Source organism: Amycolatopsis rifamycinica, assembly GCF_000695625.1.
GTDB lineage: Bacteria > Actinomycetota > Actinomycetes > Mycobacteriales > Pseudonocardiaceae > Amycolatopsis > Amycolatopsis rifamycinica.
On sequence record NZ_JMQI01000016.1, the window covers coordinates 48,003 to 64,770 of the forward strand.

Annotated in this window: 13 protein-coding genes and 1 pseudogene; 12 read left to right on the forward strand and 2 right to left on the reverse strand. The window is 72.4% G+C overall.

The window, feature by feature from the left end; genetic code table 11:
- Positions 1-236: 236 nt before the first annotated feature.
- The 10 genes and pseudogenes from DV20_RS08670 to DV20_RS46430 form a co-directional block, all read left to right on the forward strand.
- Entirely contained in the window at positions 237-1,442 is a 1,206-nt protein-coding gene (locus tag DV20_RS08670) for a DegT/DnrJ/EryC1/StrS family aminotransferase (protein ID WP_043778153.1), read from the forward strand.
- Complete coding sequence (locus DV20_RS08675; RefSeq protein WP_043778155.1) at positions 1,439-2,578, forward strand: DegT/DnrJ/EryC1/StrS family aminotransferase; 1,140 nt, start codon at positions 1,439-1,441, stop codon at positions 2,576-2,578. The genes DV20_RS08670 and DV20_RS08675 overlap by 4 nt, the downstream gene beginning before the upstream one ends.
- Positions 2,575-3,246 (forward strand): class I SAM-dependent methyltransferase, encoded by a 672-nt coding sequence (locus DV20_RS08680; RefSeq protein WP_043778158.1) that lies wholly within the window; start codon positions 2,575-2,577, stop codon positions 3,244-3,246. The genes DV20_RS08675 and DV20_RS08680 overlap by 4 nt, the downstream gene beginning before the upstream one ends.
- Positions 3,243-4,208, forward strand: coding sequence for a UbiA family prenyltransferase (locus DV20_RS08685; protein ID WP_043778160.1), 966 nt, complete (start codon positions 3,243-3,245; stop codon positions 4,206-4,208). The genes DV20_RS08680 and DV20_RS08685 overlap by 4 nt, the downstream gene beginning before the upstream one ends.
- On the forward strand, positions 4,205-5,566 hold the full coding sequence (locus tag DV20_RS08690) for a protoporphyrinogen/coproporphyrinogen oxidase (RefSeq protein ID WP_043778161.1): 1,362 nt from the start codon (positions 4,205-4,207) through the stop codon (positions 5,564-5,566). Before DV20_RS08685 ends, DV20_RS08690 begins: the two co-directional genes overlap by 4 nt.
- An 11-nt stretch (positions 5,567-5,577) precedes the next feature.
- Entirely contained in the window at positions 5,578-7,134 is a 1,557-nt protein-coding gene (locus DV20_RS08695) for a class I adenylate-forming enzyme family protein (RefSeq protein WP_043778201.1), read from the forward strand.
- A 9-nt stretch (positions 7,135-7,143) separates the two neighbouring features.
- Positions 7,144-7,929, forward strand: a complete 786-nt coding sequence (locus tag DV20_RS08700; RefSeq protein WP_043778162.1) for a methyltransferase — start codon at positions 7,144-7,146, stop codon at positions 7,927-7,929.
- A complete protein-coding gene (locus DV20_RS08705; protein ID WP_043778164.1) occupies positions 7,926-9,494 on the forward strand; it encodes a CoA transferase in 1,569 nt (522 codons plus the stop codon). The genes DV20_RS08700 and DV20_RS08705 overlap by 4 nt, the downstream gene beginning before the upstream one ends.
- Positions 9,491-11,059: a class I adenylate-forming enzyme family protein gene (locus tag DV20_RS08710; protein WP_043778166.1), complete on the forward strand. Its 1,569-nt coding sequence runs from the start codon at positions 9,491-9,493 to the stop codon at positions 11,057-11,059. The genes DV20_RS08705 and DV20_RS08710 overlap by 4 nt, the downstream gene beginning before the upstream one ends.
- A 134-nt stretch (positions 11,060-11,193) precedes the next feature.
- A pseudogene (locus tag DV20_RS46430) lies at positions 11,194-11,340 on the forward strand (TetR family transcriptional regulator); the annotation flags it as partial.
- A gap of 106 nt (positions 11,341-11,446) precedes the next feature.
- On the opposite strand, the gene DV20_RS08715 reads toward DV20_RS46430, so the two are convergent.
- Together DV20_RS08715 and DV20_RS08720 are read right to left on the reverse strand one after the other, a co-directional pair.
- On the reverse strand, positions 11,447-12,121 hold the full coding sequence (locus DV20_RS08715) for a hypothetical protein (RefSeq protein ID WP_043778168.1): 675 nt from the start codon (positions 12,119-12,121) through the stop codon (positions 11,447-11,449).
- Between the two features lie 77 nt (positions 12,122-12,198).
- Positions 12,199-12,720 carry a hypothetical protein gene (locus DV20_RS08720; protein ID WP_043778171.1) on the reverse strand — a complete coding sequence of 174 codons (522 nt, stop codon included), beginning with the start codon at positions 12,718-12,720 and terminating at the stop codon, positions 12,199-12,201.
- Positions 12,721-13,713: 993 nt separating this feature from the next.
- On the opposite strand from DV20_RS08720, the gene carA reads away from it, so the two are divergent.
- Both carA and carB read left to right on the forward strand, forming a co-directional pair.
- The gene (gene carA / locus DV20_RS08730; RefSeq protein ID WP_043778174.1) at positions 13,714-14,838 is read left to right on the forward strand and encodes a glutamine-hydrolyzing carbamoyl-phosphate synthase small subunit; all 1,125 of its coding nucleotides are present in this window, start codon (positions 13,714-13,716) and stop codon (positions 14,836-14,838) included.
- On the forward strand, positions 14,838-16,768 hold a 1,931-nt coding region (carB, locus tag DV20_RS08735), incomplete at its 3' end, for a carbamoyl-phosphate synthase large subunit (RefSeq protein ID WP_043778176.1). The genes carA and carB, both read left to right, overlap by 1 nt.

Here is a 16,768-nt window from a genome sequence, read left to right on the forward strand (position 1 = left end):
GACGTGGGTTTCGCGTTGCGTGGCAACGAGAACACGGCCGACCGTAGCGCGGTGGCCGATCCGCGGCGACAGTTCGGGCCGCTGGGACGGCTCTGCGTCTTCGCGCAGCGTCGCCGGTGTTGATCCATTGAGTCATGCCCGCGCCTCGACCGGATGATTCGGGGCCGAAGTCCTCGCCGCATTCGCTTGCGGCGGGCTAGGTTCGAAGAGCGTCCCTGCGCGACCGACGAGGAGCCATGTCCGTAACTTCCCTTCCGCACACGGAAAACCAGTCCGCTGCCGAGTCGGCGCCGATCCCGTTCTTCAGTCAGGCGAACGCTTTCCGGCGCCTGTGGCCGGAGATCGAGGCGCGGCTGCGCGAAGTGGCCGACAGCGGGAAGTTTTCCCATGGCGCGCAGGTCGCCCGGCTGGAGCGCCGGCTGGCCGAGTACACCGGAGCGGCGCACGTCGTCGGCGTCAACAGCGGCACGGACGCGCTGATCCTGCTGCTGCGCGCGTGCGGGCTGGGCGACGGCGCCGGGGTGCTCGTCCCGGCGTTCACGTTCGTGGCGACCGCCACCGCGATCGTCCACGCGGGCGGACGGCCGCAGTTCACCGACATCGACCCGGTGACCTACGGGATGTGCTCGGACGCGGCGGAGCGGGCGATCACGTCCCGCACACGCGCGGTCATGCCGGTGCACCTCTTCGACCGGATGGCCGACGTCGCCGCGTTCACCACGCTCGCGGCCCAGCACGGGCTCACTCTGCTGGAGGACAGCGCGGAGGCGATCGGCATGCGCCGGCACGGCAAGCACGCCGGGCTGCACGGTGCGGGCGGAGTGCTGTCGTTCTTCCCCAGCAAGACGCTCGGCGCCCTCGGTGACGCGGGGGCGGTGCTCACCGACGATGCCGGAATCGCCGCGAGAGTCGCCGCGCTGCGCCACCACGGCCGCCCCGGCGCGACCATCGGTCACTTCCCGGCCATCAACACCGGCAGCGAACTGGCCGGCGTGAACAGCAAGATGGACGACATCCAGGCCGCCGTGCTCATCGCCAAACTGTCCATTTTGGAACAGGACATCGCCCGGCGGGCCGAGCTCGCCGCCGCCTACACCGAGCGGCTGACCGGCGTTCCCGGCGTGCGCAAGGTCCCGGGTCCGGTCAGGGACGGCCGGGACGATCGCGATGTCCGCTACGTCTACGTCGTCGAAGCCGAGGACCGCGACGGCCTGGCGAGCGCGTTGGCGGCCGCGGGAATCGGCACCGAGGTCTACTACCCGGTCCCGCTGCACCTGCAGCCGTGCTTCGCCGACCTCGGTCACCGGCCGGGCGACTTCCCGCACGCCGAGGAAGCCTGCCGCCACACGATCGCGCTGCCGCTCTACCCGGACCTCACGATCGGGGACGTCGACCGGGTGTGTGCCGCGATCCGGCGCCACTACACGGGAACCACGTCGTGACCGCGACGCTGCCGTTCTTCCCGCCGGACCTGTTCGAGGCCGACCGCGACACCCTGGCCGGCATCGTCCACGACCTCGGCATCGCCCCCACCCAGCGCTTCATCCTCGGCGACCACACGGCACGCTTCGAGCAGGCGCTGCGCGACACGGTGGCCGGCGCCGACGTGGTGGCCTGCGGCAGCGGCACCTCCGGCCTGTCGCTCGTGCTCGCCGCGCTGGGCGTCGGCCCCGGTGACGAAGTAGTCGTCCCCGCCTTCGGCTGCGCCCCGATCGCCGCGACCGTCGTCACCGCGGGCGCCACACCCGTGTTCGCCGACGTACGGCCGGACACCATGACGTTGGACGCCGAACTCGCCGAAGCCGCGATCACCCCGCGCACCAAAGCGATCATGCCCGCCCACCAGTTCTCGGTCATGGCCGACATGCCCGCGTTCGAGGAGATCACGGCGCGCCACGGACTGCGCCTGGTCGAGGACTCGGCGGTCGCGCAGGGGGCGACCCTGCGCGGCCGGCCCGCGGGGACGTGGGGGGACGCGGGGGTCTTCTCCTTCGTCCAGGTGAAGTCGTTCGGGATGCCCGGCGAAGGCGGCGTCGTGATCACCAGGAACCCCGAGCTCGCCGCGACCGTGCGGATGTTGCGCAACCACGGGCAGGACGGCAGGCGGCGCTTCGTGCACCACCTGGTCGGGTACAACAGCCGGTTCGACGAGGTGCAGGCCGCGTTCCAGCTGCGCCGGCTCCCCGGCCTCGCCGCCCGGCTCGCCCGCCGCGCCGACATCGCCGAGTACTACACCCGGCAGTTCGCGCCCTTGGCCGGCCGCGGCATCACGCCGCCACCACCCGGTCGTGACGGACGTTGCTACTACGTCTACTGCCTGCGGGCCGAGCGCCGGGACGAGCTGGCCGCGCACCTCGCCGCCCTCGGTATCGGCACGCACGTGTACTACCCGGCGCCGCTTCCCGCGCAGCCCGCGTTCGCCCGCTACGCCCGGCCCGGGGCGAGGTGGCCGAATGCGGCAGCCGCCGGCGAGACCATCCTCGCGCTGCCCGTGTATCCCCACCTGACCGACGCCCAGGTCGAGTACATCGCCGCGGCGGTGTGCCGGTTCGCCGACCGGAAGGATCCCCGACCGTGAACACCACAGCAGGCGGCCTCGAGACCGTCACCGAGGAGGAGATCGCCGGGCAGTGGCGCGAGCGCGCGCGGCGAAGCGGCCTGCGCCGGGTCATGCGGTCCTCCCAACCGGACAGCCTGAACACCGGTGTGACCGAGCGGACCCGTGCCGTCGTGGCCGCGCAGCTCGGCCTCGTCGCCGACCGCCTCGGCCGCCGGCCGCGACACGTCCTGGAGATCGGCTGCGGCATCGGGCGGCTGACGCCGGCCATCGCCGCGCAGGCCGGCCGGGTCCACGCGATCGACATGACGCCGGCGATGCTGGACCAGGCCCGCGCCACCTGCCGCCACCTGCCCGCCGTCGAGTTCGAATGCGTCCGGGCCGACCGGATGCGCCCGCCCCGCGAGCGGTTCGACGCCGCGGTGTGCGTGTGGGTGCTCATGCACGTGCTCGACGAGAGCAGGCTCGCCGACACCTGCCGGGTGATCGCGGAGTCCACGCGGTACCTCACGCTCGTCGAGTACGAGCACGCCCGTGTGCCGGTGAGCAAATGGTCGCGCCTGCGCTCCCTCGAGGACTACGTCCGGCTGCTGCCCGGGGCGGAGGTCGTCGACGAGCGGATGATCGACTACGGCGGCGACCGCTCCTTCGCCGCGCTCATCGCCTTCGGTGAGCGGGCCGGCCGATGACCCGCGCGACCGTCCGGGCGGCGGTGCCCGGCACACGCGAGGCCAAGCTCGTCAGCTACGCGCGGCTGGCGAAGCTGGACGTGTTCGACTACTACCTGAGCCTGCCGGTCGTCCTGTCCGCGGTCCTGCCGCCGATCGGCGGCTTCGACCCGCGGACGCTGGTGACGCTCGGCCTGTTCGGGCTCGGCGCCGTCCTCATGACCGCCTCGCTGGTCGCGTTCGACGACCTCACCGGCTACCGCGACGGCAGCGACACCGCCAACTACCGCGCCGATCCGACCCTGCGCCGCGCCCGGCGCAAGCCGCTGGTGGCCGGAACGCTGACCGAACCCGAGGTGGTGCGCTTCGGCTGGCTCACGGCCTTCGCGGGCGCCGGTGTTTTCGCCGTCGCGGTGGCGACCGCACCATACGCTCCACAATGGACGGTCTGGCTGATCGTGGCCAACTTCGTCTTCGGGATCCAGTACTCCTACGGACTGAAGATCAGCTACCACGGCTTCCAGGAGGCGTACATCGCCGCGCTGGGGTGGGTCATGGTCCTCGCGCCCTACGGCCTGCTCACCGGCCGCTTCGACGGGTTCGTCCTCGTGCAGGCCCTGCTGTTCGGACTCGGGCCGCTGCTGTTCGGCGTGTACTCCAACACCAACGACATCGCGGGTGACCGCTCGGTCGGCCGGCCCACGGTGGCCGCGCTGACGACTCCCCGGGGCAACCGGCGGTTCGTCGCGGCCCTGTCGCTGGGCGAGTTCCTCCTCGGCGCGGCCGCGTCGGCGACCGGCGTGGCACCGTGGTGGTTCGTCCTCCTCATGCTGCCCGTCACCGTCCTGCGTGCTCGCCAGTTCGGCATCGGGTTCGGCCCACGCGGCGACATCCTGCGCGCCCGGGCGATCGGGTTCACCGCCCACCGGGTGGGCGCCGCGTTGCTCGTGACCGCGAACCTGATCGCGGCGGTGACCCCATGAACGGGGGAGAGCCGACGGACGTCGACGTCGCCGTGGTCGGCGCCGGGATCGCCGGGCTGACCGCGGCGCACGAACTGGTCCGCGCGGGCCTCGCGGTGCGGGTCTTCGAGACGCGGTCCCGGGCCGGCGGCCGCATGGCGAGCCACCGCCACGCCGGCTACACGATGGACGAGGGCGCGGAGCAGATCCCCTCGAGCGGATACCGCGCGACGTGGGAACTGCTGCGCCGCAACGGGATGTCCGAGGCGGAGCTGCCGCTGATCGGCGGCCCGATCGCGATGTGGCGCGCCGGTGCGGCGCACAGCGGGGTTTCCGACCTGCGCGGGCTCGTCGGCGGCGCCGGGCTGGGGCCGCGGGCCCGGCTCGACCTGGCCCGGTTCCTGGCCTGGGCGGCCCGGCACCGGCGCCGGTTCGACGCCGACGTGCCCGAGTCGAGCCCGCTGGGCACGACGACCGTCGCCGCGCTCGCCCGCCGGTACCACCCCGACCTGCACGACTACCTGTTCCAGCCCGTGGTCGGCAGCTTCTTCGGCTGGCAGCCGGAACGCTCGGCGGCCGCGCCGTTCGTCAGCCTCATGCTCGACGTCGGGCCGCCGTCGGCGTGGCGCACCTACCGCGACGGCATGGACACCCTCGCCCGTGAACTCGCCGCGCACCTCGACGTGCGTACCGGCACCACCGTCACGCAGGTGACCGCCGATGCCGGTATCGCCCTGGTCACCACCGACCACGGCCCGGTGACCGCAAGAGCCGCCCTGCTGTGCGTCCCGGCGCCCGTCGCCGCGCGGCTGCACACGGACGAGCGCGAACCCGTACGCCGCTTCGTCGACGCCTGCACGTTCACCCCGACGTTGAAGGTCAGCTGCCTGCTGGATCGCCCGCTGCGGCTTCCCGCCCGCGAGCGGCTCTACACGCTGCTGACGCCCGCCGCCGAAGAACCGGTGCTCGCCGGGATCATCGCCGACCACGTCAAACACCCCGGCCGCGCGCCGGCGGGCCGTGGCCTGCTCACTCTGATGACGAACCCCTCGGCGATCCCCGGCCTGCTGGACGCCCCGGACGACACCGTCGCCGCCGCCCTCGTCGAGCCCGCGGCGCGGTACGTACCCGGGCTGGCGGACTCGGTCACGGCGACGTTCACCCACCGGTTCCGCCACGGGCTGCCCGAAGCCACCCCGGAAGCGTTGCGCCTGCGCGCGGGGTTCGCCGCGCGGAACGGCCGGTACCCGGTGGACTACGCGGGCGACTGGGAGTTCCTGCGGCCCAGCAGCGAGGGCGCGGTGCGTTCCGCGGCCCGCACCGCCTCGCGGGTGCTCGCCTGCCTCCGAACGCCGGTTCGCGCGAAGGAGCGGGTGTGAAGCCCTCCGACATGGGTGTGCTGTTCGACGAGTGCGCCGACCGGGGCGTGCCGACGGTCGTGCACCTCGATCGCCCGTTCGCCATCGCTCCGGACGCCGGGACGACCCACGACGTGCCCGCGCTCGCCCGGCTGGTGCGGACGGCGGCGGGCTGGCTGGCGGCGGCCGGTGCCTGGCGCGGTGATCGCGTGGCCATCGTCAAGGACAACCACTGGGACTACGACCTGCTCGCCTGCGCGGCCGTGCGGATCGGCGCCGTGCCCGCGAAGCTGTCGGGGCAGCTGGCCCCCGAATCCCTCGCCGTCCTGCTCGGCCGGCTCTCGCCGGCCGTCCTGGTCACGACCGCGGAGGTGCTGGCCGGGGCGGAGTCGGCCGGAGTCGACCTGACCGCCGTCTGCCGGATGACGATGACCGTCGACCGCGAGCACCCGCGCGCGGCCCACGTCGGCGAATTCCGCGACGCGGCACCGCCACCACCGGTCCGGCCGCGCGCGGACGAGCCGCTGGTGATCATGCACACGTCCGGCACGACCGGCCTTCCCAAACTGGTGGTGCACTCCACCCGCACCATCATCGGAGCCCTCGCCCGGCTGGAGGCCGGCCGGGTGCCCGTGGTCGGCGTGCGCCGCGGTGACACGGTGGCGAACGCCAGCTCGTACGCGCACGGCCGGACGTTCTGCTGGACGGCGAGCGTGCTGTGCCTCGCTCCGAGGAAGATCGTGGTGCTGACCGACGCCGACCCGGATCGGGCCGACCCCGTGCTGCGCGCCCACCCGCCGACGGTGATCGAGGCCTTGCCCGCCGCCTACGTGCGGCTGCGGCCGCTGACCACCCGGCTGGACAACGCCTTCCGTGACGTCCGGTTGTTCGCGAGCACCTACGACGCCGTGCACCCGCCGATCGTGCGTGGCTATCTCGCTGCGTCGGCGCGCCGGCGCCCGCTGTGGATGCAGGGCTGGGGGCAGAGCGAGACGGGGCCGATCACGTTCCGCTTCCTCGGCCGGAAGTCGGCCGCTTGGCGCAACGCCGGACGCCCGATCCCGCTGCGCACGCGGCTGCGGGTCGTCGACCCGGCCACGCTCAACCCGGTCCCGCGCGGTGGCCCGGGCGTCGTGCAGGTCCGCACCCCGGCCCGCTGCCTCGGCTACGTCGGCGAGGACGAGCGGTTCGCGGGCAAGTGCGCGGACGGGTGGTGGAACACCGGCGACATCGGGGTGCTGACCCCGACCGGGTCCGTGCGCCTGCTGGACCGTGAGGTGGACACCGTGCCGGGGATGAGCTGCCTCGCCGTGGAAGACGCGGTCGAGGACCGCCTGGGCACCGTCGTCGAGTGCGTCGTGCTCGGCCGGGCCGATGCCCCGCCGCTGCCGGTGGTCGTCACGGCCGACGGCACGCTGGACCCCGCGGCGTGGTCCGCGGCGGTCGCGGACCTGCCGCCCCTGGCCGAGCCCGTAGCCCTGGCGCGGGAGGACGTGCCCCGCACCGGCACCGGAAAGGTCCGCCGCACCGCGCTGCTCGCCGCGCTCACCGGGAACGCCGCGCCGGCGGGTTCCGGCCGCTGGACCTGAAGGAGCACGATGACTCTCGTCGGACGGCGATACGTTTTCGACAACGACAACACCCACAGCGACGAGCAGCACCGCTGCCTGGCCGCGGCCTACGACCCCGCCACCACGGAATCGCTCGCCGCGACCGGCGTGGGCCCGGGATGGCAGTGCCTCGAGGTCGGCGCGGGCGGCGGCAGCATCGCGCACTGGCTCGCCGGACGGGTCGCCCCCACCGGCGGGGTCCTGGCCACCGACATCAACCCCCGGCACATCCGCCCGGCCTCCGGGCTCACGGTCGAACGGCACGACGTCGTCCGAGACGCCCTCCCGGAGCAGCGATTCGACCTGATCCATGCCCGGCTCGTCCTGCTCCACCTTCCCGAGCGCCTCGCGGTGCTCGAAAAACTGGTGCGGGCGGTGAAACCGGGCGGCTGGCTGCAGCTCGACGAGTTCGACATCGCGTACGGGCCGGCGCTGGCCGGTCCGGAAACGGGGTTGTACGAGCGGTTCCTCGACGCCAAGGCCGAGCTGATGCGGAACGCCGGGGCGCTGGGCACCTGGGGACGTTCGGTGGGCGCGGCCATGACCGCGGCCGGTCTGGAGCGGGTCGAAGCGCGGCCGCACGTGTCGCTGTGGGACCGCGACTCCGCCGGCCTGCGGCTGCTGGTGCACCACACCCGGCACCTGCGGGACAAGTTCGTCGCGGCCGGATTCTCCGACGACGACCTCGCCCGCGTGCGGGACGTCATGGCACACGAAGACTTCCGCGCGTGCTCCTGCCTGTTCTACACCGTGCGTGGACGGCGGCCGGCATGACCGCGACGCTTTCCACCGCCCACCCGGCGGCCCGGCTCGCCGGTGACCACCTCACCGCCCTCGACGCGGGTGACCGCGGGGTCGAGCCGATCGTCGGCTGGGCCGGGCCGGTCGACCTGCCGCTCACCGACGAGGTGCTCGTGCAGGCGGCCTGCGGGATCATGCACGTCCACGGCCGGGCGCGCGGCACCCCTGAGCCCCTGGCCGTCGACTACGCGACCGCGGTGGCCGGCGTGCTCGCCACCGCCGGGGTGCTCGCCGCGGAGTTCGCGCGAGCCCGCGGGCGGCCGGTGTCGGCCGTACGCACCTCCGTCGCCCAAGCCGCTCTGCTGTCCGTGGGCCAGTATCTGGCGTGCGGGCCGGACGGCCCGGCCCGCGCCGCCGGGGTGCCGCCCCCGTTCGTGTCGGGCGACGGTGTCCGGTTCGAGATCGAGACCCTGCGGGCCGAGGACTGGCACCGGTTCTGGCGGGCGATGGGGGCCGGGGACCAGATGCTGCGCGAGGGGTGGCCGCCGTTCCTGCACCGGTTCGCGACCGCGACCTGCCCCCTGCCCGCCGCCTTGCACGACGTGCTGTCCGCACACCCGTTCACCGAGATCCACCGCGCCGGCGCGGCGTGCGAGGTGAGCGTCGTGCCCATCGGTGACGCGCCACCGGTCCCGGTGTGGACCTTCAGCCCCTTGCCGGGCGGCCCCGGGGCCCCGGCGGCCGATCCCGGCCTCGACGCACCGCTGCGGGGGATCCGGGTGGTCGAGTCGGCCCGCCGGATCCAGGGGCCGCTGGCCGGGCACGTGCTCGGCCTGCTCGGCGCGGACGTGCTGCGGATCGAGCCACCGGGCGGCGACCCGGCGCGCGGAGTACCCCCGCTGACCGGCGGGGTATCCGCGCGCTTCGCGGCGCTGAACGCGGGCAAGGACGCGGTGGAACTCGACCTCACACATCCGGCCGGGCGGGCCGCGGCGAAGGAGCTGGTCGCCGGCGCGGACGTGTTCTTGCACAACTGGGCGCCCGGCAAGGCCGAAGCGTGGGGCATGGACGCGCCGGACCTCGCGGCGGTGCGTCCCGGGCTGGTGTACGCGGCGGCGTCGGGCTGGGGGCCACACCTCGGCCGGCGTCCGCCACTGGGCACGGACTACGTCGTGCAGGCGTACAGCGGGCTCGCCGCGGCGCTGCGCCCGCCCGGCGAGCCACCGGCTCCGTCCCTGATGACGATCACCGACGTGCTCGGCGGACTCGTCTGCGCCGTCGGTGTGCTCGCCGGGCTCGGCCGCCGGGAACGCACCGGCGCCGGGTGCCGCGCCGACACGTCCCTGCTGTCCGCGGCGAGCACCGTTCCCCGGAGCCGCCGGGAGTTCCGCCGTCCGATCCGGACCGCAGACGGCTACGTCGCCGTGTCCGCCACCACTGTTCACGACGACACGGGGCAGTGCACGAGCGAAGAACTGCTGGCCGGGCTCCGGGCGGCCGGCGTGCCCGCGGTGGCGGTGACGACCGACCTCGGCGCCCTGAGCATTGATCCCCGCTTCGCCGCCGCTCTGCACCGGCCACCGTGGGAGTTCCGATGAGTGCCGCGTGGACGTCGACGACCGGCATCGCGATCCCGGACCTCGTGCCCGCGAAGCTGCGGCGCGAATGGGTGAGGCGAGGGCTGTGTCCCGGCCAGGACATCCACCGGTCGTTCACCGGACACGTGGACGCGCACCCGGACCGGCAGGCGGTGATCGACGACGCCGGCCCGGTCACCTACGCCGAACTCGACCGCGCCGTGTCCGCCACCGCGGCCGGGCTGCTCGCCGCCGGACTCGGCCGACGCGACATCATCGGCATCCGGATGGTCAACAGCAGGCACGCGGTCGCGGCCGAGCTGGCGGTCGCCGCCGTCGGCGCGGTGTCCCTGCCGTTCCCCGCCGGGCGAGGGAGCAGGGACGCGGTCAGTCTCCTGCGGCGGGCCCGGGCGAGCGGCCTGCTCATCGACCGGGGGACGGGCGGCTTCCTGGGGGACCGGGCGCTGCCTCACCTGCGGGCGATCCTCGCCCCCGAGGAATTGGCCACCCCGGCGGCGGCCGCTCGCCCCGTTCCCGCGGTCGCTCCCGGTGATCCGGCGCGCATCCTCGTGTCCTCCGGCTCGGAGACCGAACCGAAGATGGTCGCCTACTCGCACGATGCGTTCCTGGGTGGGCGTGCGAATTACGTGCGCGCGCTCCACGCGGACGACACCCCGATGCGCAACCTGGTGCTGGTGCCGCTGTCGTCGTCGTTCGGCTCCTGCGGAATCCCGATCACCGTGGCGGCACTCGGTGCGACGCTCATCGTTCAGCGGGAATTCGATCCGGGCTCCGCACTGCGCGCGATCGCCGAACACCAGCCGACCCACGTGTTCGGCGTGCCCACGATGCTGAGCCGCCTCGCCGAACGCCACCCAGGCCGGCGCCCGCGGGGACTCCACGCGCTGGTGTCCAGCGGCGCGCCCATGCCGCCCCGGGCCGAACGGCGAATCCGCGCCCGATTCCGCACGCGGGTCATCCTCGTCTACGGCTCGACAGACGGCGTGAACTGCCACAACGCGGTCGACGGCCGCCCCGACCCGGCCGTCGCCACGATCACCATCGCCGACGAAGCCGGCCGATCCCTCCCGCGTGGCACGGAAGGCGAGATCCACGCCCGCGGCCCGATGACGCCACTGTCCTATGTGGCCGACCACGAGCTGAACGCGCGCTACCGCACCCCCGGCGGCTGGGTCCGCACCGGCGACCACGGCTTCTTCGACGAGCAGGGTGTGCTGCACGTGACCGGCCGCACCAGGCAGACCATCCTCCGCGGCGGCCGCACGATCAGCCCGGCCGAAGTCGAGATGTGCCTCGCCGCCCACCCCGGCCTCGCCGAAGTCAGTTGCGTCGGCATCCCGGACCCCGATCTCGGCGAACGACTGTGCGCTTGCGTCGTGCCCCACGGAAACCACCGTCGACCCGACCTCGCGGAATTGACCGATTACCTCCGCAACCACCACGAACTCGAACCGGTGAAGCTACCGGAACGGCTCCTCATCCTGCCCACCCTCCCGTTGGGCCCAACCGGAAAGATCTGCCGCACCACCCTGATCCGGCTCGCCACCCGCGACTCTCGTCGATGACCTGCGGACACGAAATTCGTGACGTGCCGCCCGGATCGCGCGCTCCTGGCCGCAGCTCACAGCGTGTCCCTGGCGACGAGGGTGACTTCGCCGGCCGCCGATGCTGCCACGTCCGGATGGAAGGAGCGCAAGGAAGGCGGATGACCGCGGCGCAGCGCGAGCCCATCGCGGCGTAGGAGCCGCACCTGCGCGCGGCGCGGCCGGAACTGGACGCGCGCCAGGCGCGGGTGCTGGTGCACGCGGGGTTCGGGGTGGTCGTGGAGACCGGCCGGTGGCTGCGGTGAGAGGGCCGGCCTGAGCACCGGGCGGCGGTGCCGGCGGGTGTGCTCGGCTTCTGACGCCGGGCATGGCCGCCGTGACTGGTTTCCCCGGGCGGCGCAGCCGTGCTCAGTCGTCGTCGTGGCGGCGGCGGTCGCGGCGGCGGGGGCCCTGGGTGTGGCCCGGTGCCCGTTCGAGGTCCTCGTGGGTGGTGCGGGGGAGCCGGCCGCGTTGCGCCATGCTCTGCCCCTCTCTGCGGAGCTGCCGGGCGTACTCGTCGGCCTCGTTCACCAGCCGGGGCCGGTGCTCGCAGAACCAGCGGAACACCATCAGAGTCAGCTGGTGGCCCCGGGGTAGGTGGTTGCCGTGGCCGCGATGGCGGTGGTCGTCCTTGAGCTCCTCCATGAACTCGTGCATGAAGCGCTCCGCGCGGGCCGGATCGATCCGGCTGCCGTCCTCGTTCACGATCGAGCCGCGTTCCAGCAGGTCCGCGATGTCCCGGAGGACCTGGGGGGAGATCTGCGGATGGAGGCCTTCCGTGCCGGGCGGCCGGACCCGGTCGCGGGGCGCCGCGACCACCGGAACCACCGGTCCCCGGCCGGGCGCGGTGGCGGGGGCGGGGGACACCGGCTCGCGGATCGCCGCTCCGGGAACCCCCGGTGCGGCGGCGGGCGGCAACGGGACCGGGTTGCGGACCGGGGCGGCAGGCAGCCCGGGCGCGTGCAGTGCTTCCCTCAGCGCGCGACGGCGCGCGGTCCCGCCCGGGTCGAACGACGCCGGGAGCACCAGGGGACCGATCGGCACGGTGAACCGGTCGCGCGGCGGATTCCCGATGCGGAAGGACAGCGGGACGAACTCGGCGGGACTGCCCAGCCAGGACGTCAGGACCCGGTCCTGGCTTCGGCCGGGATCGGCAGCCCGGTCAGGGCGCGGGCCTCGAACTGCAGCGCGTCGATGACGTGGAACGGACGCCAGCTGACCCGGAGCGGGAGGCCGGTGCCCGCAAGTTCGTCGTACTGCACGGGACCCATGAACCCGTCGGCCGCACTTCCGCCGCGGTCCAGGACCGGGCGGTACCACGGCTGCCGGGCCAGGTACTCCCTGCCTCGCTCCGAGGCGGCGACGCGCTGCTGTTGCGCGGCGAACTGGTGTTCCCGGACCACCGCGGGCGGGTAGAAGCCGACCGGCGTGCTTCGCGGCCCGACCGGATCGGTGAGGCGGCCGCGCGGCGGCCGCGGAGCGGGGTCGGCTTCGGCCGGCGGCGGCCGGACGTAGTTCCAGGAGCCGCCGGCCGGCGGCTCGGCGACCGGTTCGACGGGCAGTTCGACCGGCGGCGGTGGCGGGGGTGGTGGCGCCTCCACCGGAGTCAGGCTCTGCCGCTGGGCGGTGACCAACCGCGCCACGACGGTGTTCCCGGCGGCCTGCTGCAGGGCCAGGAGCGTGTCATGACCGTGCGGCGCCCCCGATGAGCGGCAGGGCGGCGCGCTTGGCTCGGTACTGTCCCGCGAAGGTCGTTCCCGCATGACGTTCCTCCCGTCGGCACAGTTACCGACAGGGATAACACGGCGAGGCGGAATCCGGGGCCACTCCGCGGGCGTCCGCGCAGGCGTGTTCCGCCGCCCCTGCGGGCAGCCGGGGGAACGGCTTCGCCGTGGGGTCGAGGGTCGCCATCGAGGCCATGGTGTCGATGCCGGCGTTGGCGATCACCACGTCGATGCGTCGAAGTGCGCGGCGGCCTGGGGGGCATGGCCGTTCGCAGGCCGGTCAAGTCGCGCACATCGGCCCGCCGGGCCCGGGCGACAGTGGCGCCACCGAGGGCTTGGGCCTGGGCTGCGCCGGCCTCGGCGTTGAGGTCGAGCAAGGCCGGGTTGGCGCCCCGGGCGCGTAGAGCCTGGGCCAGGGGATAGGTCGGCTGCCCGGTGTTCCCCGGCAGCCGAGGTGCAGAGCACCGAGGGATAGGCGGTCTCGCGCAGTTGGCACGGATCCCGGCGCCCGGCGCGCCAGACGAGTACCGCGGCGCCGCCTCCACCCGCCGGGGCGCCGCCGGCCGTTCAACCGTTTCGACAAGATCGAAAAATCGTCGGCGAGATCCATTCGAAAATGATGTTGACAGTTCCGCTGGGCCAGACGGGTGTGATCGGGGTCATGTCCAAGTAAAAATAAAGGTAAAGCTTGGATTTGGGCTGGCTTTGGTCTCCGCTCTTCGCGGGAACGGCGACTCCTCCGATCGGTGGAGTCGCTGTCCTTCGGGTAGTGGAGGAATTGGATCTAAACATCGACATCAATGGTTCGTCTGGGTGCGAACAATGGTGACGTCGGTTGCGAGGGCTTCCGGTTCTTCTTAGCGTTGAAAGCGTCACCAATTGGGGGCTCGACATAAACCAGTCCGTAGTGAAATGGGGGCAGTGATGCTATCGGCCGCGCTAGTACTCGAAGACGGCCGGGTGTTCCGCGGTGCAGCCTTTGGTGCGCAGGGCCGGACTCGTGGTGAGGCGGTGTTCTGCACCGGCATGACGGGTTACCAGGAGACGCTGACTGATCCGTCGTACCACGGGCAGATCGTGGTGCAGACGGCGCCGCAGATCGGGAACACCGGCTGGAATGACGAGGATGACGAGTCTTCGAAGATTTGGGTCAACGGTTATGTGGTGCGCGACCCCGCGCGCACGCCGTCCAACTGGCGCTCGAAGCGGTCTCTGGATGAGGAGCTGGTGCGCCAGGGGATCGTCGGTATCGCCGAGGTCGACACCCGTTCGCTGACCCGCCATCTGCGTGAGCTCGGTGCGATGCGGGCCGGGGTGTTCTCCGGTGACGCGCTGGGCACGGTCGACGACATGGTCGCCGAGGTGCTGGCCAGCCCGAAGATGGAGGGTGCGGACCTGGCCGGCCAGGTCACCACGCCGAAGCCGTACGTCATCTCGCCTTCCGGTGACGTCCGCTTCCGCGTCGTGGCGCTGGACCTGGGCATCAAGTCCAACACCCCGCGCCAGATGGTCAAGCGCGGCATCGAGGTGCACGTGCTGCCCTCCACGTCCACCCTGGACGAGCTGCTGGCGGTCGAGCCGGACGGTGTGTTCCTGTCGAACGGCCCGGGCGACCCGGCCACCACGACGCACGCCACCGAGCTGACCAAGCAGGTGCTCGGCCGCGAGATCCCGCTGTTCGGCATCTGCTTCGGCAACCAGGTCCTCGGCCGCGCGCTCGGCCTGGACACGTACAAGATGCGCTACGGGCACCGCGGCATCAACATCCCGGTGATCGACGTCGCGACCAAGTCGGTGGCGATCACCGCGCAGAACCACGGCTTCGCCTTGGAAGGCGAGCCAGGGCAGCGCTTCGAGTCGCCGTTCGGCGCGGCTCAGGTCAGCCACTACTGCGCCAACGACGGCGCGGTCGAGGGCCTGCGGGCGTTCGACGTCCCGGCGTTCTCGGTCCAGTACCACCCCGAAGCCGCGGCCGGCCCGCACGACGCGGCCCCCCTGTTCGACGATTTCGTTTCGCTCATGGAGAAGAAGGCCTGATGCCGAAGAGGACGGACATCCAGCACGTGCTGGTGATCGGCTCCGGGCCGATCGTGATCGGGCAGGCGGCGGAGTTCGATTACTCCGGTACCCAGGCCTGCCGGGTGCTGCGCAGCGAAGGGCTGCGTGTGTCCCTGGTGAACTCGAACCCGGCCACCATCATGACCGATCCCGAGTTCGCCGACGCCACCTACATCGAGCCGGTGACTCCCGACTTCGTCGAGAAGGTCATCGCCGAAGAGCGGCCGGACGCGCTGCTCGCGACCCTGGGCGGGCAGACGGCGCTCAACTGCGCCGTCGCGCTGCACGAGCGGGGTGTGCTCGACAAGTACGGTGTCGAGCTGATCGGCGCCGACATCGACGCCATCCAGCGTGGTGAGGACCGGCAGAAGTTCAAGGACATCGTCCGCACGGTCGGTGCCGACGTGCCGCGCTCGCGCGTCTGCCACGACATGTACGAGGTCCGCGACACCGTCAAGGAGCTCGGGCTCCCGGTGGTCATCCGGCCGAGCTTCACCATGGGCGGGCTCGGCTCCGGCATGGCACACACGCCCGAGGACCTCGAGCGGCTGGCCTCCACCGGGCTCGCGGAGTCTCCCGTCACCGAGGTGCTCATCGAGGAGAGCGTGCTCGGCTGGAAGGAGTACGAGCTCGAGCTGATGCGCGACAAGCACGACAATGTCGTGGTCGTCTGTTCGATCGAGAACATCGACGCGATGGGCGTGCACACCGGCGACTCGGTCACCGTCGCGCCGACGATGACCCTCACCGACCGCGAGTACCAGGTGATGCGCGACGTCGGCATCGCGGTGCTGCGCGAGGTCGGCGTCGACACCGGCGGCTGCAACATCCAGTTCGCGATCAACCCGGCCGATGGCCGGATGGTCGTCATCGAGATGAACCCGCGCGTGTCGCGCTCGTCGGCGTTGGCGTCGAAGGCGACCGGTTTCCCGATCGCCAAGATCGCCGCGAAGCTCGCCATCGGCTACACCCTCGACGAGATCCGCAACGACATCACCGGCGAGACGCCCGCGGCGTTCGAGCCCACTTTGGACTACGTCGTCGTCAAGATGCCGCGGTTCGCCTTCGAGAAGTTCCCCGGTGCGGACCCGACGCTGACCACGACGATGAAGAGTGTCGGCGAGGCGATGTCGTTCGGCCGCAGCTTCCCCGAGGCGCTGGGCAAGGTGATGCGGTCGATCGAGACCAAGGCGACCGGGTTCTGGACGCTGCCCGACCCCGAGGGCGCGACGCTGGAGTCCACTTTGGACGACCTGCGCACGCCGCACGAAGGCCGGCTGTACGAAGTGGAACGTGCCCTGCGGTTCGGCGCCACCGTGGAGCAGGTCCACGAGGCGAGTGGTATCGACCCGTGGTTCATCGACCAGATCGCCTACATCGGCGAGGTCGGCGCCGAAGTCCGTGACGCGCCGGTGCTGGACGGTGATCTGCTGCGCCGCGCCAAGCGCACCGGGCTCTCGGACCGTCAGATCGCCGCGCTGCGGCCGGAACTGGCCGGTGAGGACGGTGTCCGCACGTTGCGGCACCGTCTCGGTGTGCGGCCGGTGTTCAAGACCGTCGACACCTGCGCGGCCGAGTTCGCGGCCAAGACCCCGTACCACTACTCGGCTTACGAGTCCGACCCCGACGCGCAGTCCGAAGTGGCCGTCCAGTCGGACAAGCCGAAGGTGCTCATCCTCGGCTCGGGCCCGAACCGGATCGGGCAGGGCATCGAGTTCGACTACTCCTGTGTGCACGCGGCGATCGCGTTGCGGGAGGCCGGGTTCGAAGCCGTCATGGTCAACTGCAACCCGGAAACCGTGTCCACCGACTACGACACTTCCGACCGGTTGTATTTCGAGCCGCTGTCGTTCGAGGACGTGCTGGAGGTCGTGCACGCCGAGCAGGCGTCGGGCACGGTCGCCGGTGT